The following is a 15708-nucleotide window of genomic DNA, read 5'->3' as shown; positions in this document are numbered from 1 at the left end:
GTCAGGAGTTGTACGTCCCCTGCGCCCGCTCCAGCCCGTCGATCACCAGGCACTCCACCGCGTCCGCCGACCGGTCCACGAACCAGTCCAGCTCCTTGCGCTCCGCCGACGAGAAGTCCTTCAGCACGAAGTCCGCCACCTGCATCCGCCCCGGCGGGCGGCCGATGCCGCACCGCACCCGGTGGTACTCCGGGCCCATCGCCTTCGTCATCGACTTCAGCCCGTTGTGCCCGTTGTCCCCGCCGCCCAGCTTCAGCCGCAACGTGCCGTAGTCGATGTCCAGTTCGTCGTGGACCGCCACGATGTTCGCCGTCGGCACCTTGTAGAAGTCCCGCAGCGCCGTCACCGGACCTCCCGAGAGGTTCATGTACGACATCGGCTTCGCCAGCACCACCCGGCGGCTCATCGGACCGGGCGGCCCGATCCGGCCCTCCAGCACCTGCGCCTGCGCCTTCTGGGCACGCTTGAAGGAACCGCCGATCCGCTCGGCCAGCAGATCGGCCACCATGAAACCGATGTTGTGGCGGTTGCCCGCGTAACCCGGCCCGGGGTTGCCGAGACCCACGATCAGCCAGGGGGCGTTCACGTCCGACATCTGCGCCGACTCTCCTCGTCACCGGCCCGAACAGAAGAAACGGGGTGGCGGGCCGCAGCCCGCCACCCCGTGAAAAGCCTTGAGCAGAGCTTACGGCTCAGGCCTCGGCGGCCTCTTCGCCCTCGCCCTCGGTGCCCTCGGCGGCCGGCTCCTCGGCCTGCGCGGCCAGCACCTGGATGACGACGGCGTCGTCCTCGACGGTCAGCGTGGTGCCCTTGGGCAGCTTGACGTCCTTGGCCAGGACGGAGTCACCGGCGGACAGGCCCTCGACGGAGACCGTGACGGACTCGGGGATGTGGGTGGCCTCGGCCTCGACCGGCAGCGCGTTCAGCACGTGCTCGACCAGGAACGCGCCGGGGGCCAGGTCGCCCTCGGTCAGGACCGGGATCTCGACGCTGACCTTCTCGCCGCGCTTGACCAGCAGCAGGTCGACGTGCTCGATGAAGCCCTTCAGCGGGTCGCGCTGCACGGCCTTCGGGATCGCGAGCTCGTTCGTGCCCTCGATGTCCAGCGACAGCAGGACGTTCGGGGTACGCAGCGCCAGCAGCAGCTCGTGACCCGGCAGCGTGACGTGGACCGGCGCGGTGCCGTGACCGTAGAGAACGCCGGGAACCTTGTCCTCGCGGCGGACACGGCGGGCAGCACCCTTGCCGAACTCGGTACGGACCGACGCGGCGAGCTTCACCTCGGACATGTGCACTCCTCGTAAGCAGAAAAAACGAACGGTGGCGGTCACCCGGCCACGACTGGCCTGCTACGAAGAGCGCGTCGATAACGGACCGCCGCACCACCGGTGCGGCCTCCCTCGCCGAGCAACTTCGACAGTCTACGCGGCGGCCCCCCGGGCCCCAAATGGATCACCGCACCCCCACGGCCGCCCCGGTCCGCCGCACGCGCGAGGGCCGCCCCGCACACGGCGGGACGGCCCTCGCGAAGACGGTACGGCGCCGCCTACTTGTCCTCCTCGAAGAGGCTCGTCACCGAACCGTCCTCGAACACCTCGCGCACCGCACGCGCGATCGTCGGCGCCATCGACAGCACCTTGATCTTGTCCAGCTCCAGCTCACCCGGCGTCGGCAGCGTGTTCGTCAGCACGAACTCGCTCACCTTCGAGTTCTTCAGCCGGTCGGCGGCCGGACCCGACAGGATGCCGTGCGTGGCCGTCACGATGACGTCCTCCGCACCATTGGCGAACAGCGCGTCCGCCGCGGCGCAGATCGTGCCACCGGTGTCGATCATGTCGTCCACCAGCACACACACCCGGCCCTCGACCTCACCGACGACCTCGTGGACCGTCACCTGGTTGGCGACGTCCTTGTCACGGCGCTTGTGCACGATCGCCAGCGGCGCGTCCAGACGGTCGCACCAGCGGTCCGCCACCCGCACCCGGCCCGCGTCGGGGGACACGATCGTGAGCTTGTCCCGGTCCACCTTCGCGCCCACGTAGTCCGCCAGCACCGGCAGCGCGGACAGGTGGTCCACCGGGCCGTCGAAGAAGCCCTGGATCTGGTCCGTGTGGAGGTCCACCGTCAGGATGCGGTGCGCACCCGCCGTCTTCAGCAGATCGGCGATCAGCCGGGCCGAGATCGGCTCGCGGCCGCGGTGCTTCTTGTCCTGCCGGGCGTAGCCGTACGACGGGATGATCACGGTGATGCTCCGGGCCGAGGCCCGCTTCAGAGCATCGATCATGATCAGCTGCTCCATGATCCACTTGTTGATGGGAGCCGTGTGGCTCTGCATCAGGAAGCAGTCCGCGCCACGCGCCGACTCCTGGAAGCGGACGTAGATCTCACCGTTGGCGAAATCGAATGCCTTCGTCGGGACGAGGCCGACACCCAGCTGGTGCGCGACCTCCTCGGCAAGCTCGGGGTGGGCGCGGCCGGAGAAGAGCATCATCTTCTTCTCGCCGGTCGTCTTGATCCCGGTCACAGCACTGTCTCCTCAGACGTGTTCTCTGGCCGCCACGGTCCCAGGAGACCTGGGAACCCCGGACGCGAGCCAGCCGAATTTGTGTGCACGTATCACGGTACGCCGAGTTCGACGCACCTGTTTCCGGTCAGTTCTCGCCGACGTTGTCCTCGGTCGCCGCCGCGGCAGCCTGCGCAGCCGCGCTGCCGGGCCGCTTGCGCGCCACCCAACCCTCGATATTCCGCTGCTGGCCCCGGGCGACGGCCAGTGAGCCGGCCGGCACGTCCTTCGTGATCACGGACCCGGCGGCGGTGTAGGCACCGTCCCCGACAGTGACAGGAGCCACAAACATGTTGTCCGAACCCGTACGGCAGTGCGACCCGATCGTCGTGTGGTGCTTCTTCTCGCCGTCATAGTTCACGAACACGCTCGCCGCGCCGATGTTCGAGTAGTCGCCGATCGTCGCATCGCCCACATACGACAGATGCGGCACCTTCGTACCCTCACCGATCACGGCGTTCTTCGTCTCGACATACGTGCCGATCTTGCCCTTGGCACCCAGCCGCGTCCCCGGACGCAGATACGCGAACGGACCCACCGACGCGCCCTCACCCACCTCGGACGAGTACGCCACCGTGTTGTCCACCCGCGCGCCCGCACCGACCACCGTGTCCGTCAGCCGCGTGTTCGGACCGACCTCGGCACCCTCGCCGACATGCGTCGCACCCAGCAGCTGCGTCCCCGGATGCACCACCGCGTCCGGCTCGAACGTCACGGTCACGTCCACGACGACCGATGCCGGGTCCACCACCGTCACGCCCGACAGCATCGCCTGCTCCAGCAGCCGCTGATTCAGCAGCCGCCGCGCCTCGGAGAGCTGAAGACGGTTGTTGATGCCCAGGATCTCCCGGTGATCCCCGGCCACCGACGCACCCACCCGGTGACCCGCCTCGCGCAGGATCCCGAGCACGTCCGTCAGATACTCCTCGCCCTGGCTGTTGTCCGTCCGCACCTGCTTCAGCGCATCGCCGAGCAGCGCACCGTCGAACGCGAACACACCCGAGTTGATCTCCCGGATCGCCCGCTGCTCGTCCGACGCGTCCTTGTGCTCGACGATCGCCGTCACCGCGCCGGTGGCGGCGTCGCGCACGATCCGCCCGTAACCCGTGGAGTCCGGGACCTCGGCCGTCAGCACCGTCACCGCGTTGCCGTCGGCCCCGTGGGTGGCGGCGAGCGCGGCGAGCGTCGCCCCCGTCAGCAGCGGGGTGTCGCCGCAGACCACGATCACCGTGCCGGCCGGCGCCCCGCCCAGCTCCTCCAGGCCCATGCGCACGGCGTGGCCGGTGCCGTTCTGCTCCGCCTGGAAGGCGGTCCGTGTCCCGGCGTACCGGTCGGCGAGGTGGGCCTCCACCTGCTCGCGGGCGTGGCCCACGACCACGACGAGCTGCTCGGGCTCCAGCTCGCGCGCCGCCGAGACGACGTGTCCCACGAGCGAACGCCCGGAGATCTCATGCAGGACTTTGGGGGTCTTCGACTTCATGCGGGTGCCCTCACCCGCTGCAAGAACGACGACGGCTGCCGGGCGATTGGCGCTCACGGAAATGCCCTTCGGCTTCGGGTGGTGGACACCCGAAGGATACCGGGGGGTTTCGGAGCGGAAACGGGCGCGGGTCCTGACCGTGAGGTCAGGACCCGCGCCCGATAAGTCGCCGAAGCTCCGCCGCCAGGACTCGAACCCGGACTGAGGACACCAAAAGACCCAGTGCTGCCACTTACACCACGGCGGATCGCGTGTCAGCGGTCCGTCTCCCCAGAGGCGGTCCGCCGAGCCTCCCCTACTATGCCGCACCACCAGCCCTCGATGCGACGGTATAGCTCGGCACTCTTCACGACGCCGACCACGAGGCACCCCCGGTAGTGCTCCCCGACATTCTTGCGGACGGTCTTGGGGTTGTGCTTCTTCAACGTGGTTTTCCCGAAGGCGGATCTGTCCGCGCCGACGACTTCCGCCCAGTGCTTCTCGGCTGCTTCGACATCCGCCGTCTCGTGGATCATCACCCGGTACCTCATGTGTGCGCGCTCCACCCCGAGCAGATCGAGCCATGCGAGATACATCGTGATCATGCCGGGATCGGTGTTGCAGAAGATCACGTTCTCCCTGCGGGCGTAGGGCTTGTCCTTCGCTCCCTCCGCCCAGTACAGCCCCACCCCCACGAGGAAGAGCTCCCGGTCGGTCAGCTCGCCGATCTCCGCGCGGGCGGCGGCCTTGGTCCTGCGGCGGTCGCGGTCGCGGACCTCCAGTTCGTGTGCCCAGCGTTTGCGGGCGGCGAGGCGGGCCTGCTCCGCGGGCTCGCGGCGCTCCGGCTTCGGGAGGTCGCGGACCCACAGGGAGATGGAGCTCTTGGAGCAGCCGAGTTCGAGCTGGATGCGGTCGTAGGTCAGGCCGGCGAGGCGGAGTTCGCGGGCGCGGGCGCGGAGGTCGTCCTTGGCGTTGGGGCGCCTGGTCCAGGCGGGCGGGGGCTCGCCCTTGAGGAGGCGGTGGAGGAGGTCGTGGTTGTGGACGCGGAGGCGGCCGCGGATCTGGCGGAGGCTGAGGCCCTCGCGGCGGAGGGCGACGGCCTGGGTGCGGAGTTCCTCGAAGTCGTCGGTGCGGGTGTCGGGGGTGGTTTGGTGCCGGTGGCTCATGGGTCGATGCTCACCCGGAATGAAAGGGTCCGGGTCGAATTCCTGAGCGATTCACCAGTTCGAGTGTTTCGGGTGCATTCGGGGCGGACGAGGACAACTCGCGTGCTCCTTTACTCCGGGGAATTGCCGAGCGCCCGCCCGTAGTCTGGAGGGCATGACCGCAACGGGGGCAGAGCAGCACGCCACGGGCCCGACCGCCCGGGCGTGGCTGTGGTGGGGGCGGCGGCGCAGCGCCGTGCTGGATGTGGGGCTGGCGGCGGCGTCGGCCCTGGAGTGCGCGGCCGAGGGGGTCGGTTTCGCGGAGCAGGCCGGGCTGCCGGTGCCGTTCGGGGTGCTGTTCGGGCTGGCCGTGGGGTCGGTGCTGGTGCTGCGGCGGCGGTGGCCGATCGCGGTGGTGCTGGTGTCGGTGGCGACGACCCCGGCGGAGATGGGCTATCTGATGGCCCTGGTCGGCCTGTACACGCTGGCGGCGTCGGAGGTGCCGCGGCGGATCATGGCGACGCTGGCGGGGATGTCGCTGGCGGCGACGTTCATCGTGACGTTCGTGCGGGTCCGTCAGGATGTGCAGGCGGCGGATTACGGGGCCTGGTACGAGCCGGTGACGGCGGTGTTCCTGTCGCTGGGGCTGACGGCTCCGCCGGTGCTGCTGGGGCTGTACATAGGGGCGCGGCGCCGGCTGATGGAGAGTCTGCGGGAGCGGGCGGACAGTCTGGAGCAGGAGTTGTCGCTGCTGGCGGACCGGGCGGAGCAGCGGGCGCAGTGGGCGCGTCAGGAGGAGCGGACGCGGATCGCGCGGGAGATGCACGACGTGGTGGCGCACCGGGTGAGTCTGATGGTGGTGCACGCGGCGGCGTTGCAGGCGGTGGCGCTCAAGGATCCGCAGAAGGCGGTGAAGAACGCGGCGCTGGTGGGGGACATGGGCCGGCAGGCGCTGACGGAGCTGCGGGAGATGCTGGGGGTGCTGCGGGAGAGCGGGGCGGCGCAGGTGCCCCGGGTGAAGCCGGTGCCGTTGGCGGCGGTGGGTGCGGCGGCGGCGGCCGCGGCGGCTGCGGCGGGGGACGGGCCGTGTCTGGCGGACATCGAGGCGTTGGTGGGGCAGTCGCGGCAGGCGGGGATGGTGGTGGAGTTCTCGGTGCAGGGGGAGGCGCGGGGGTATGCGCCGGAGGTGGAGCAGACCGCGTACCGGGTGGTGCAGGAGGCGTTGACCAACGTCCACAAGCATGCGGCGGGGGCGAAGGTGCGGGTTCGGCTCGCGCATCGTGAGGCCGAGGTGGCGATGCAGGTGGAGAACGGGGCGCCGGATGCGGCGGGTACGGCGGCGCCGGTGCTGCCGAGCGGGGGGAACGGGCTGGTGGGGATGCGGGAGCGGGTGACGGCGCTGGGCGGGGTGTTCGTCTCCGGTGCGACGGATGCGGGGGGTTTCCGGGTGTCGGCGGTGCTGCCGGACGGGGCGCGGGCGGCCTGAGGCGGGGTCCGGGGTCCGGGCGGTCTGGGGCGGGGGCCGGGCCGGGGCCCGGCTGCGGGGTGGTCGGCCGGGCGGTCAGCCGGTGGTGAGGCGGGCGGGCTGGACGCCGGTGACCAGGGTGGCCAGGGCGTGGTCGATGTCGGGGCCGAGGTACCAGTCACCGGTGTGGTCGATGCTGTAGACGCGGCCGTCGATGTCCATGGCGAGGACGGCCTGCTGGTCGCCTTCCGTGCCGAGGGGGGAGACCTCGGTCTCCAGGGCGCGGCCGAGGTCGGCCAGGGTGCGGGCGAGGTGGAGTCCCGCGAGGGGGTCGAAGTGGACCGGTGCGGGGGTGTACTGGCGGCCGGGTCCGGGCGGGACGAGGGTCAGCCCGCCGAATTCGGCCCAGGCTTCGACGACGGCGGGGAAGACGCTGTGCCGGTGGCCGGCGGGGGAGGCGTGGGCGCGGAGGGTGTCGGCCCAGTGCTCGGCCTGCTTGATGTCCCAGCGGCCCGGTTGCCAGCCGGCTTCGCGGAGTGCGGCGTCGACGGCGACGGGGAAGCGGGTGGTGCTCAGGTGGTCGGGCATCGGTGTGGAGGTCAGCCGTTCTGTCGGGCGTTCGCCGGGCGTTCTGCGGGGCGGGCGGTCGGGCGTCAGCCGGTGGGGTCGACGGGGCGCACGCCGAAGTGGTCGAGCATGGCGGTGCAGGAGCGGCAGGGCGGGGCGTAGGCGCCGTGCAGGGGGTCGCCGTCCTCGCGGATGCGGCGGGCGGTGAGTTTGGCGTGCTTGAGGGAGCGGCGGGCTTCGCCGTGGGTGAGCGGTTTGCGCTGGGCGCGGCGGGAGCGCTGGGACTCGGTGGCGGTGAGGTGGCGGGAGATGAGGATGGCTTCGGGGCAGCGGCCGGTGAAGCGTTCGCGCTGGCCGCTGGTGAGGGTGTCGAGGAAGTCCTGGACGAGTGGGTGGAGCAGCGGTGGGCGGTCGCCCTTGCCCGCGGTTCCGGTCAGGGTCTCTCCGCGGACGGAGAGCGCGGCGGCGACGGCGGGCAGGATGCCGTCGCGGCGGTGGAGCAGGGTGGGCGGGCGTGCGGGCTCGTCGCTGCTCCAGCTGAGGCGTGGATCGCCGGTGGTGCCGGGTGACGAACTTGGTTGCGCTGTGTGCATGGTTCTGTCGGTCCCCTCCGTGCACTCCCCCGAGGATGCGAGGGAACAGCCTGCCAAATGGGACGGCGGGTGGGGAAGCTGGGTCGCTGAAACGTGTCGCCAGGTGGGCGTTGGGTCACTCGAAAGTGACTGTTCGTTACGGAAAAGGAGTGGCAGGGGCCGCTCTTGCCGTAGCGCATAGGCTGTGTCGAACCAGCCAGACGCCACAGGGGGCAAAACGCCATGACGACAGGTCGGCAGGGCCTGGGGGCAGCCACGGGCCCCGGGGCCGGCGCGGGTGCCGCGCCACCGAACGCGGCCTACGCCGGGCAGCTCGTGCACTTTCCGGATCCGGTGAGGGCCGCTCGCCATCCGCGGGGTGTGCGGATGGACGATTCGGGGTTCCCGGACTTCTCTCCGTACGCGCGTGCGGCGGCGGAGATCGCGGAGCCGCCGGAGGGTTTCGGTGTGGACGAGCTGCGGTTGACCGACTACGTGTCGGCGAACGCGGCCCTGCACGCGGAAGGCCATCCTCTGTGGGACACGGTGCCGGCGGTGGCGACTCCGCACGGCTGGACCTGGCACCACGTGCCCGGGACGAGGCGGCTGGAGCTGGTGCCGGTCGAGGTGAAGGCGCTGCTGCGTCATCACGGTGGGCTGGCGACGGCTCCGGTGGACCAGTCGAAGCGGGGCACGCGTCCGCTGCAGGAGACCCGGCCGCCGCATTTCCGGCTGCCGCGTCATGCGGTGGCGGTCACGGAGCAGCAGCTGCTGGGTGTGGAGGAGGACCTGGGGTACCGGTTGCCGGGTGCGTACCGGACCTTCCTGAAGGCGGCGGGCGGGTGTGCGCCGGTGGGTGCGGCGCTCGACGCCGAGCTGGGGATCCTGGTGGACCAGCCGTTCTTCACGGTGCGGGACGAGGCCGCGGTCAACGACCTGGTGTACGTGAACAAGTGTCTGCGTGACCATCTCACCAAGGACTATCTGGGTGTCGCGTTCGCCCAGGGCGGGATCCTGGCGGTGAAGGTGCGGGGTGCGGACGTCGGTTCGGTGTGGTTCTGCGCGTACGACGACGCCCGTGACCGGGACGGCTGGAGTGTCCAGGACCGGGTGGAGCGGTTGCTGCTGCCGTGCGGCGGGGACTTCGACGCCTTCCTGCAGCGGCTGGCGGGCAATCCGCCGGAGCTGGAGACCGTGGCGAATCTGATGGTGGACGGCGGTTTCGCGCACGCCGTGCCGGTTCCCGTACCGGGCGAGGGGTGAGAGTCGGATGGTGACGTTCGCGCAGGCGCAGGAGCGCGCCGAGGAGTGGGTGAACGGCGATGTGCCGGCGTATCAGCACCGTGAGGTGCGGGTGCGTGAGTTCGAGCTGGGGTTCGTGGTCTGGGCGGAGGACCGCGAGGGCGGTGCGCGGTCGGACGGCGGGCAGCAGCGGCTGGTGATCGCGCGGGACAGCGGTGAGGCGACGCTGTGGCCGGGGCTGCCGGTGGGTGAGGTGATCCGCCGGTACGAGGAGGAGTACGGGGCGCGGGCCGAGGCCGTGGCGCCCGCGTCGGGCGAGGCGCCGCAGCGTATCGATCTGAATCAGACGTCGTTCCTGCTGAGTCCGCCGGAGTGGTTGCAGGAGGCGGCCGACCGGCTGGGCATTCCCGATCGCCGGGACCGTTCCCTGGCCGGGGAGCCGGCCGGGGGTGCTCCGGGTGACGCTGCCGCGGCTCCGGGTGCGACCCCGGCTCCGGGCGCTGCCCCTGCTTCCGCCGCGGCTCCGGGCGCGGCGGCCGGGGCGTGGCCCGCGGCGGGGGATTCCGGTGCGGGTGACGCGCCGGTGTGGCCGGACTCGGGTGCCGACGACCACGAGCCGACGGCGTCCGACGGGGTGCCCGCCGGTTCGTCGGGCGGCACGGGCTGGACGGACACCAGTGCGGGGGACGGGGGCGACGCGTCGGTGCCCCTGCCGGCGACGGTGTTCGCTCCGCCGCTGACCTCGGACACGCCGCCGCCGCCGTCGGTGAGTGCCGACGCGCCGACGGCGCTGATGTCGGGCGGCAGTGCGCTGCCGCCCACGGCGGTGTCCCCGGCGCTCGGCCGGGGGACGCCGCCGCCCGACGCGCCGACCGCGGACGCCACTCCGCCGCCCGGTCTCACGCCCCGGGGCGATGCCGACATCGCGGACGCGGCGACGAGCAAGGCCGTGCGGCCGCCGCGCGGGGCGCGGGGCGCCGCGGGCGGGGCGACGCCTCCGCCGCCGCCGGGTGCGCCGGGCACGCCCGGCGCGCGGCCGGGCGCCACGCCGCCGCCCGCCTCGGGGCCCGGTGCGCCGGGTGCGCCGGCGGGCGGGTACCTGCCGACGCAGCTGACGCCGCAGTCCGGTCCTCCGGGTCCTCCCGGTCCGCCGCCCGCGCCGGGGTCCACGCCGCCGCCGGGCGGGGGGATGAACCACGCGGCGACGATGCTGGCGGATCCGTCGCAGATGGGTCCGGGTGCGCCGCAGCCTCCGGGTCCTCCCGGTCCGCCGCCCGCGCCGGGGTCGACGCCGCCGCCGGGGTCGACGCCGCCCGGCGCGGGCGGGGTGCACCACGCGGCGACGATGCTCGCCGGTCCGGCCCAGATGGGTCCGGGTGCGCCGCAGCCGCCCGGTCCTCCCGGTCCGGTGCCGAACGCGCCGCAGCCGCCCGGTCTCCCCGGTCCGGTGCCGAAAGCGCCGCACCCCGGGCAGCCGCCGGCCTACGGCTATCCGCAGCAGCCCTCCGGGCTGCCGACGGTGGGTCCGGGCTACCAGGCGGTGCTGCGGTACCGGGCTCCGGACGGTTCCGAGGCGCAGCTGATCCGCCGTTCGGCGCCGGGCACGCCGCATCCCGAGTGGCAGATCCTGCACGAGCTGCGCGGGCTGAACGTGCCGCCGCAGCAGGTGCTGGAGCTGCACACGGAGCTGGAGTCGTGCGAGCTGCCGGGTGCGTACTGTGCGCGGATGATCCGTGAGACGTTCCCGCAGGCGCGGATCACGTCGATCGCCCCCTACGGGACCGATCACGCGTCGCGTCAGCAGGGGATGCAGCAACTGCTGGCCCATCAGGGCGAGTTGCATCAGGTGGCGGACGGTCCCGCGCGGCCTGCGCCGGTGCGTGCGCCGCTGCCGCAGGTGCCGCCCGCGCCGCCGCTGCCGCCGGAGGGTGTGGCGCAGGAGCTGCTGGGGGCGTTCGGTCCGCAGGGGCTGTGCCGTTTCGACCAGCGGGCCGTGTCGCGCCAGGGTGTGCCGGAGATCGTGGCGGCGACCCTGGTGTGGGCGGGGCTGCCGGGTGACTTCAACCCGTTCTTCTGGGCGCAGCCGGCGCAGCCGGTGGTGCCGACGCTCGCGGAGCTGGCGGCGCAGCGGCAGGTGCAGCCGGCCGCGGACGCCGGGTCGTACCTGGTGCTGGGCAGTGACTTCGGGCGGGCGATCTGCGTCCAGTACGGGACGGCGCACATCGTCGCGGTGCCGGTGGAGGCCGGTCCCGGCGGGCAGCCGGTGGCGCCGCAGTTCGTGAACACCGGTCTGCCGGAGTTCGTGCGCTGCATGGCGCTGCTGGGGCGCATGTGGCGGCTGCGGTACGGGCTGACGCCGGAGCAGGCGGGGCGCTGGACGGTCGACTTCCAGGCCCAGCTCGCCGCGCTCGACCCGGCGGCGCTGTCGTCGCCGGAGAGCTGGTGGTCGGTCCTGCTGGAGCAGATGTGGGACGGGCTGCTCTGAGGTACGTGCTGCTCTGAGGTACGGGCCCGTCCGTGGCGGCGGGCGCCGGAGCGGCCGCGGGGCGCCCCGCGGGAGAGAAGGTCTCCCGCGGGGCGCCCCGCGCGCGTCCGGTCCCGGGTCCCGGGCCCCTGGTCGCGCGGTGCCGTCCGGCCCGGTCCCGTGTCAGGCCGTCCGGTCGGCGGTGGTCGCGCCTGCCAGGAGGACGGGTTCGACCTCCTCGTACCGCAGGCGTTCGGCGCCCGTACCGCCCCGGCGTTCGGAGAGCACGGTGCCGAGCAGGCCCGCGGCGAAGCCGAGCGGGACGGAGACGAGTCCGGTCGTGGTGTACGGGAACCAGTTGAATCCGGCGTCGGGGAAGACGGCCTGCGGTGAGCCGGAGACCAGGTCGGTGCCGGTCATGAGGACCAGGGCCGAGACGGTGCCGGTGATCAGGGTCCACAGCAGTCCGGTGCGCGAGTAGCGGCGCCAGAAGAGGCTGTAGACGAGTGCCGGGGCGACGGCGGACGCGCCGATGCAGAAGGAGAGCATCAGCAGGGCCTGGAGGTTGAGGTGCCGTGCGCCGGCCGCGACGGCCAGGGCGACGAGTCCGACGCCGGCGGCCGCGCCCCGCGCGACGGCCATCTCCGTGGCGTGGCTGGGCCGCACCCTGCGCAGCCCGTGGGCGACGAGGTCGTGGGCGAGGCTGTTGGCGCAGGCCAGGGTGATGCCGGCGACGGAGGCGAGCAGGGTGAGGAAGACGGCGGTCGCCACACCGGTGAACAGGAGCGACCCGAGCGGGCCGGGGTCGGAGCCGAGCAGGGCCTGGGTGACCATCAGGAAGGCGCTCTTGCCCTGCGGGTCGGCCGCGACGAGGCCCTGGTGCCCGACGACGGCGGCGGCGCCGAAGCCGATCACGGCGAGCAGCAGGCAGGTCACGACGACGGTCGACACGGCCCAGGACATGGACCGGCGGACGGCCCGTGCGCTGCGGGCGGTGAACATGCGCATGGTGATGTGGGGCAGGACGGCGGCGCCGAGGACGACGGTCAGCTGGGCGCTGATCATGTCGATCTGGTCGCCGCCGAACTGGAGCCCGGCGGTCAGATAGGCGTCACCGGCGCCGCTGCCCCGCTCGGCGGCCGCGAGCAGGCCGCCGAGGCTGAAGTCGAAGCGCTCCAGCAGGAGTACGGCGACGGCGGTGGAGGCGCCGAGCAGCACGACGGTCTTGACGATCTGGATGAACGCGGTGCCCTTCATGCCGCCGATGGCGGCGTAGGCGATCATCAGCAGGCCGAGGAAGACGATGGACCCCGTCTTGAACCCGTCGGCGTGGAAGCCGAGGACGACGGCGAGCAGGTCGCCCGCCCCGGCGAGCTGGAAGACGACCAGCGGCAGCAGCGCGGTGAGGGTGACGGCGGACGAGGTGATCCGCACGGCGGGACCGGGGGTGCGGCGGGTGAGGACGTCGCCCATGGTGAACCGGCCCGCGTTCCGCAGGGGTTCGGCGAGCAGGAACATCATCAGGACGAGGGAGAGCACGGTGCTGAGGGCGAGCGAGAGGCCGTCGTAGCCGAGCAGGGCGATGATGCCGATGGTGCCGAGCACGGTGCCGGCGGAGATGTAGTCGCCGGCGATGGCGAGTCCGCTCTGCACGGGGGAGAGCGAGCGGTAGCCGGTGTAGAACTCGCCGAGGTCGTCGCGGTCGGGGCCGGTCATCACGCAGAGCAGGAGCGTGACGGTGATGACCGCGATGAACGCGATCAGCGACATGGTCTGGGCGTCGGAGCTGAAGCCGTTCATGCGCGGGCGCCTCCCGTCGGCCGGCGGGAGGCGCGGGCGGCCGCGGTGGCCTCGGCCCGGTCGCGGACGGCCGCGGCGAGCGGGTCGACGCGGCGGCGGGCGATGCGCTCGTAGACGGCGATGGCGGCGAGGGCGACGGGCAGCTGGATCAGGCCGAGGAGGACGCCGGTGGTCAGACCGCCGCTGATCCGGCCGGTCATCAGGTCCGGTGCGTAGCCGGACAGCAGGAGGTAGAGCACGAAGTAGCCGAGCGCGGTGAGGGTGGCGACGCGGCGCAGGCGGCGGTAGGCGCTGCCGAGGCGGCGGATCTCCCGCCGGTCGTCGTCGGCGGCCGGTGCGGCGGGCGCGGGGTCTGGCCGGTGGGCGTCGTCGTCCCATCCGTGGGCGGGGTCGTCGGCGTAGGACGGTGCTCCCCAGTGCTGCTGCCCGTACCGGTCCCGGTGGGCGGTGGCGCCGGGCTGCCGGTGGCGGCCGTCCGGCCGGGGGCGCGGGGGAGGGGGCGGTTCGGGGAACGCGTGGTGGTACGACATCGTGCTGCTCCTTGCCGCCCATCGGGGACGGGGCGGGTGGCGCTGGTGGTCCGCGTACGTTACTTACCGGTAGCGGATGTCGTAAGGGGTTACCGACCGTACGGTATGTCGGTTCGGTGACGATCCTGTGCGGGAGCGGTCCCACGCGGACCGCTTCGCGCGGCCCGTCCGGTTGTGTCCCTCGCCGTCACGCTCCGCCGCGCCGTCGTCGCAGGCGGGACGGGGTGCGAGGGGCGCGGCCGAGCCGCGCGAGGGCCGCCTCGCCGCGGGCCCGGTCCCGTCGCCGGGGCGCTGCCCCGCCCCACCGCCCCGGGGGTCGGCGCTTGAACGTGCGCTCAGTCCCCGTCCGTGCGGACCGGGAAGCGTTTCGGCGCGACGAACAGCAGGACCAGCAGCGCCAGTCCGGCCGCCGCCGCCGCGCCCGCGTAGACGTGGTCCACGGCGGCGTCCACCGCGCGGCGCAGGGTGTCGGCGCCCGCGGTCCCGCCGGGTCCGTCCAGGGTGCGGGCGACCGAGTCGAGGTCGCCGCCGCCGAGCCGGGAGACCAGGACCGCGTTGGCGACGGCGCCGAACAGCGCCGCGCCCAGCGACTGGCCGACCTGGCGGCAGAAGAGCACCGACGCCGTCGTCGTGCCCCGTTCCGACCAGCCGACCGTGGACTGCACGCCCACGATGAGCGGCAGCTGGAACAGGCCGAGCGCCGCGCCGAGCAGCAGCATCAGCAGGGCGGGCTGCCACGCCGCGCCCGGATAGGGCAGCAGCGGGAAGGCCGCCAGGATCAGCAGCGCGCAGCCGATCCCGATGACGGCCGTCCACCGGAAGCCGATGCGGTTGTAGACGTGCTGCGACAGGGCGGCGCTGACCGGCCAGCTCAGCGTCATCACCGACAGCACGAACCCGGCGGCGACGGGGCCGAGTCCGAGGACCGACTGGGCGTACGTGGGGAGGAAGACGGTCGGCGCGACCATCAGCAGGCCGAGCGCGCCGAGGGCCAGGTTGACCGCGGCGATGGTCCGGCGGCGCCACACCCAGCCGGGAATGATCGGTTCCGCGGCCCGGCGTTCGACGAAGACGGTCGCGGCGATCAGGACGGCGCTGCCGCCGAGCAGTGCCAGGGAGGGGGCCGAGCCCCAGGGCCACGCGATGCCGCCCTGCACGAGCGCCGTCAGCAGCAGGGCGGTGGCCATGAAGACGAGCAGCGCGCCGGGCCAGTCCAGCCGGGCGCGGACCTCCGGCCGGGGCCGGGACGGCTCCGTGAAGTGTTTGACGACGAGCCAGAGGGCGACGGCGCCGACCGGCAGGTTGATCAGGAAGATCCACCGCCAGTCCGCGTAGGCCGCGAGCAGGCCGCCCACCGCCGGGCCCGCGACCGCCGACGTCGCCCAGACCGTGGAGAGCCGGGCCTGTATGCGGGGGCGCTCCTTGAGCGGGTAGAGGTCGGCGGCGATCGTCTGGACCGTGCCCTGGAGCGCGCCGCCGCCCAGCCCCTGGACCACGCGGAAGGCGATGAGCGAGGCCATGTTCCAGGCGAAGGCGCACAGCAGCGAGCCGACGAGGAAGAGCACGATCCCGGCGACGAGGACGGGCTTGCGTCCGTAGGTGTCCGACAGTTTCCCGTACACGGGCAGGGTGACGGTCACCGCCAGCAGGTAGCCCGAGAACAGCCAGGAGAAGACGGCGAAGCCGCCCAGGTCGCCGACGATCTGGGGTACGGCGGTCGACACCACGGTCCCGTCGAGTGCCGCCAGGCCCATCCCGAGCATCAGCGCGGCGACCACGGGCCGCCGCCCGGCGGGGCGTGCCGGGGCCGCCGCCGTGCCGGAGGACTCGTGTGTGCGGCCGGTGCTTCCCATGACGCCCCCCGGATCGTTTCCCGATGCATCTGTTTCCCGATGCACCTA

13 protein-coding genes and 1 tRNA gene are annotated in these 15708 nt (G+C 72.7%); 3 read left to right on the top strand and 11 right to left on the bottom strand.

Going from position 1 to position 15708, the window contains the following annotated elements; all coding sequences use genetic code 11:
* Position 1: 1 nt before the first annotated feature.
* The 6 genes from pth to IAG43_RS12675 all read right to left on the bottom strand — a co-directional run bounded on the left by pth (position 2) and on the right by IAG43_RS12675 (position 5188).
* Positions 2-595: an aminoacyl-tRNA hydrolase gene (gene pth, locus IAG43_RS12700; RefSeq protein ID WP_187740867.1), complete on the bottom strand. Its 594-nt coding sequence runs from the start codon at positions 593-595 to the stop codon at positions 2-4.
* A 97-nt stretch (positions 596-692) separates the two neighbouring features.
* Positions 693-1289 (bottom strand): 50S ribosomal protein L25/general stress protein Ctc, encoded by a 597-nt coding sequence (locus tag IAG43_RS12695; RefSeq protein WP_187740866.1) that lies wholly within the window; start codon positions 1287-1289, stop codon positions 693-695.
* 257 nt (positions 1290-1546) lie between these two features.
* Positions 1547-2524 carry a ribose-phosphate diphosphokinase gene (locus IAG43_RS12690; protein ID WP_187740865.1) on the bottom strand — a complete coding sequence of 326 codons (978 nt, stop codon included), beginning with the start codon at positions 2522-2524 and terminating at the stop codon, positions 1547-1549.
* 127 nt (positions 2525-2651) lie between these two features.
* Entirely contained in the window at positions 2652-4100 is a 1449-nt protein-coding gene (gene glmU / locus IAG43_RS12685) for a bifunctional UDP-N-acetylglucosamine diphosphorylase/glucosamine-1-phosphate N-acetyltransferase GlmU (protein ID WP_187740864.1), read from the bottom strand.
* Between the two features lie 118 nt (positions 4101-4218).
* Positions 4219-4290: transfer RNA gene (locus IAG43_RS12680), tRNA-Gln, on the bottom strand.
* A gap of 7 nt (positions 4291-4297) precedes the next feature.
* On the bottom strand, positions 4298-5188 hold the full coding sequence (locus IAG43_RS12675; protein ID WP_187740863.1) for a hypothetical protein: 891 nt from the start codon (positions 5186-5188) through the stop codon (positions 4298-4300).
* Between the two features lie 154 nt (positions 5189-5342).
* Here IAG43_RS12675 and IAG43_RS12670 point away from each other — a divergent pair, with 154 nt between their 5' ends.
* Positions 5343-6653: a sensor histidine kinase gene (locus IAG43_RS12670; RefSeq protein WP_187740862.1), complete on the top strand. Its 1311-nt coding sequence runs from the start codon at positions 5343-5345 to the stop codon at positions 6651-6653.
* A 75-nt stretch (positions 6654-6728) separates the two neighbouring features.
* Here the strand turns inward: IAG43_RS12670 and IAG43_RS12665 are convergent, their stop codons facing one another.
* Positions 6729-7220 carry an SUKH-3 domain-containing protein gene (locus IAG43_RS12665; RefSeq protein WP_187740861.1) on the bottom strand — a complete coding sequence of 164 codons (492 nt, stop codon included), beginning with the start codon at positions 7218-7220 and terminating at the stop codon, positions 6729-6731.
* A 65-nt stretch (positions 7221-7285) separates the two neighbouring features.
* Entirely contained in the window at positions 7286-7792 is a 507-nt protein-coding gene (locus IAG43_RS12660; protein ID WP_187740860.1) for a YwqJ-related putative deaminase, read from the bottom strand.
* A 222-nt stretch (positions 7793-8014) separates the two neighbouring features.
* Between IAG43_RS12660 and IAG43_RS12655 the strand changes: the two genes are divergently transcribed.
* Both IAG43_RS12655 and IAG43_RS12650 read left to right on the top strand, forming a co-directional pair.
* On the top strand, positions 8015-9034 hold the full coding sequence (locus tag IAG43_RS12655; protein WP_187740859.1) for an SMI1/KNR4 family protein: 1020 nt from the start codon (positions 8015-8017) through the stop codon (positions 9032-9034).
* A gap of 7 nt (positions 9035-9041) precedes the next feature.
* Positions 9042-11498 (top strand): SUKH-4 family immunity protein, encoded by a 2457-nt coding sequence (locus IAG43_RS12650; RefSeq protein ID WP_187740858.1) that lies wholly within the window; start codon positions 9042-9044, stop codon positions 11496-11498.
* A 162-nt stretch (positions 11499-11660) separates the two neighbouring features.
* Here the strand turns inward: IAG43_RS12650 and IAG43_RS12645 are convergent, their stop codons facing one another.
* From IAG43_RS12645 to IAG43_RS12635, 3 genes are all read right to left on the bottom strand, one after another.
* Entirely contained in the window at positions 11661-13277 is a 1617-nt protein-coding gene (locus IAG43_RS12645; protein WP_187740857.1) for a sodium/solute symporter, read from the bottom strand.
* A complete protein-coding gene (locus tag IAG43_RS12640) occupies positions 13274-13807 on the bottom strand; it encodes a DUF485 domain-containing protein (protein ID WP_187740856.1) in 534 nt (177 codons plus the stop codon). The genes IAG43_RS12645 and IAG43_RS12640 overlap by 4 nt, the downstream gene beginning before the upstream one ends.
* 335 nt (positions 13808-14142) lie before the next feature.
* Positions 14143-15660 (bottom strand): MFS transporter, encoded by a 1518-nt coding sequence (locus tag IAG43_RS12635; protein ID WP_187740855.1) that lies wholly within the window; start codon positions 15658-15660, stop codon positions 14143-14145.
* Between the last annotated feature and the right edge of the window lie 48 nt (positions 15661-15708).

The sequence above is a fragment of the Streptomyces genisteinicus genome (assembly GCF_014489615.1).
Taxonomy (GTDB): Bacteria; Actinomycetota; Actinomycetes; order Streptomycetales; family Streptomycetaceae; genus Streptomyces; species Streptomyces genisteinicus.
Note: the sequence above shows the minus strand (reverse complement) of the source record. Positions and strands in the feature narration are given on the sequence as shown.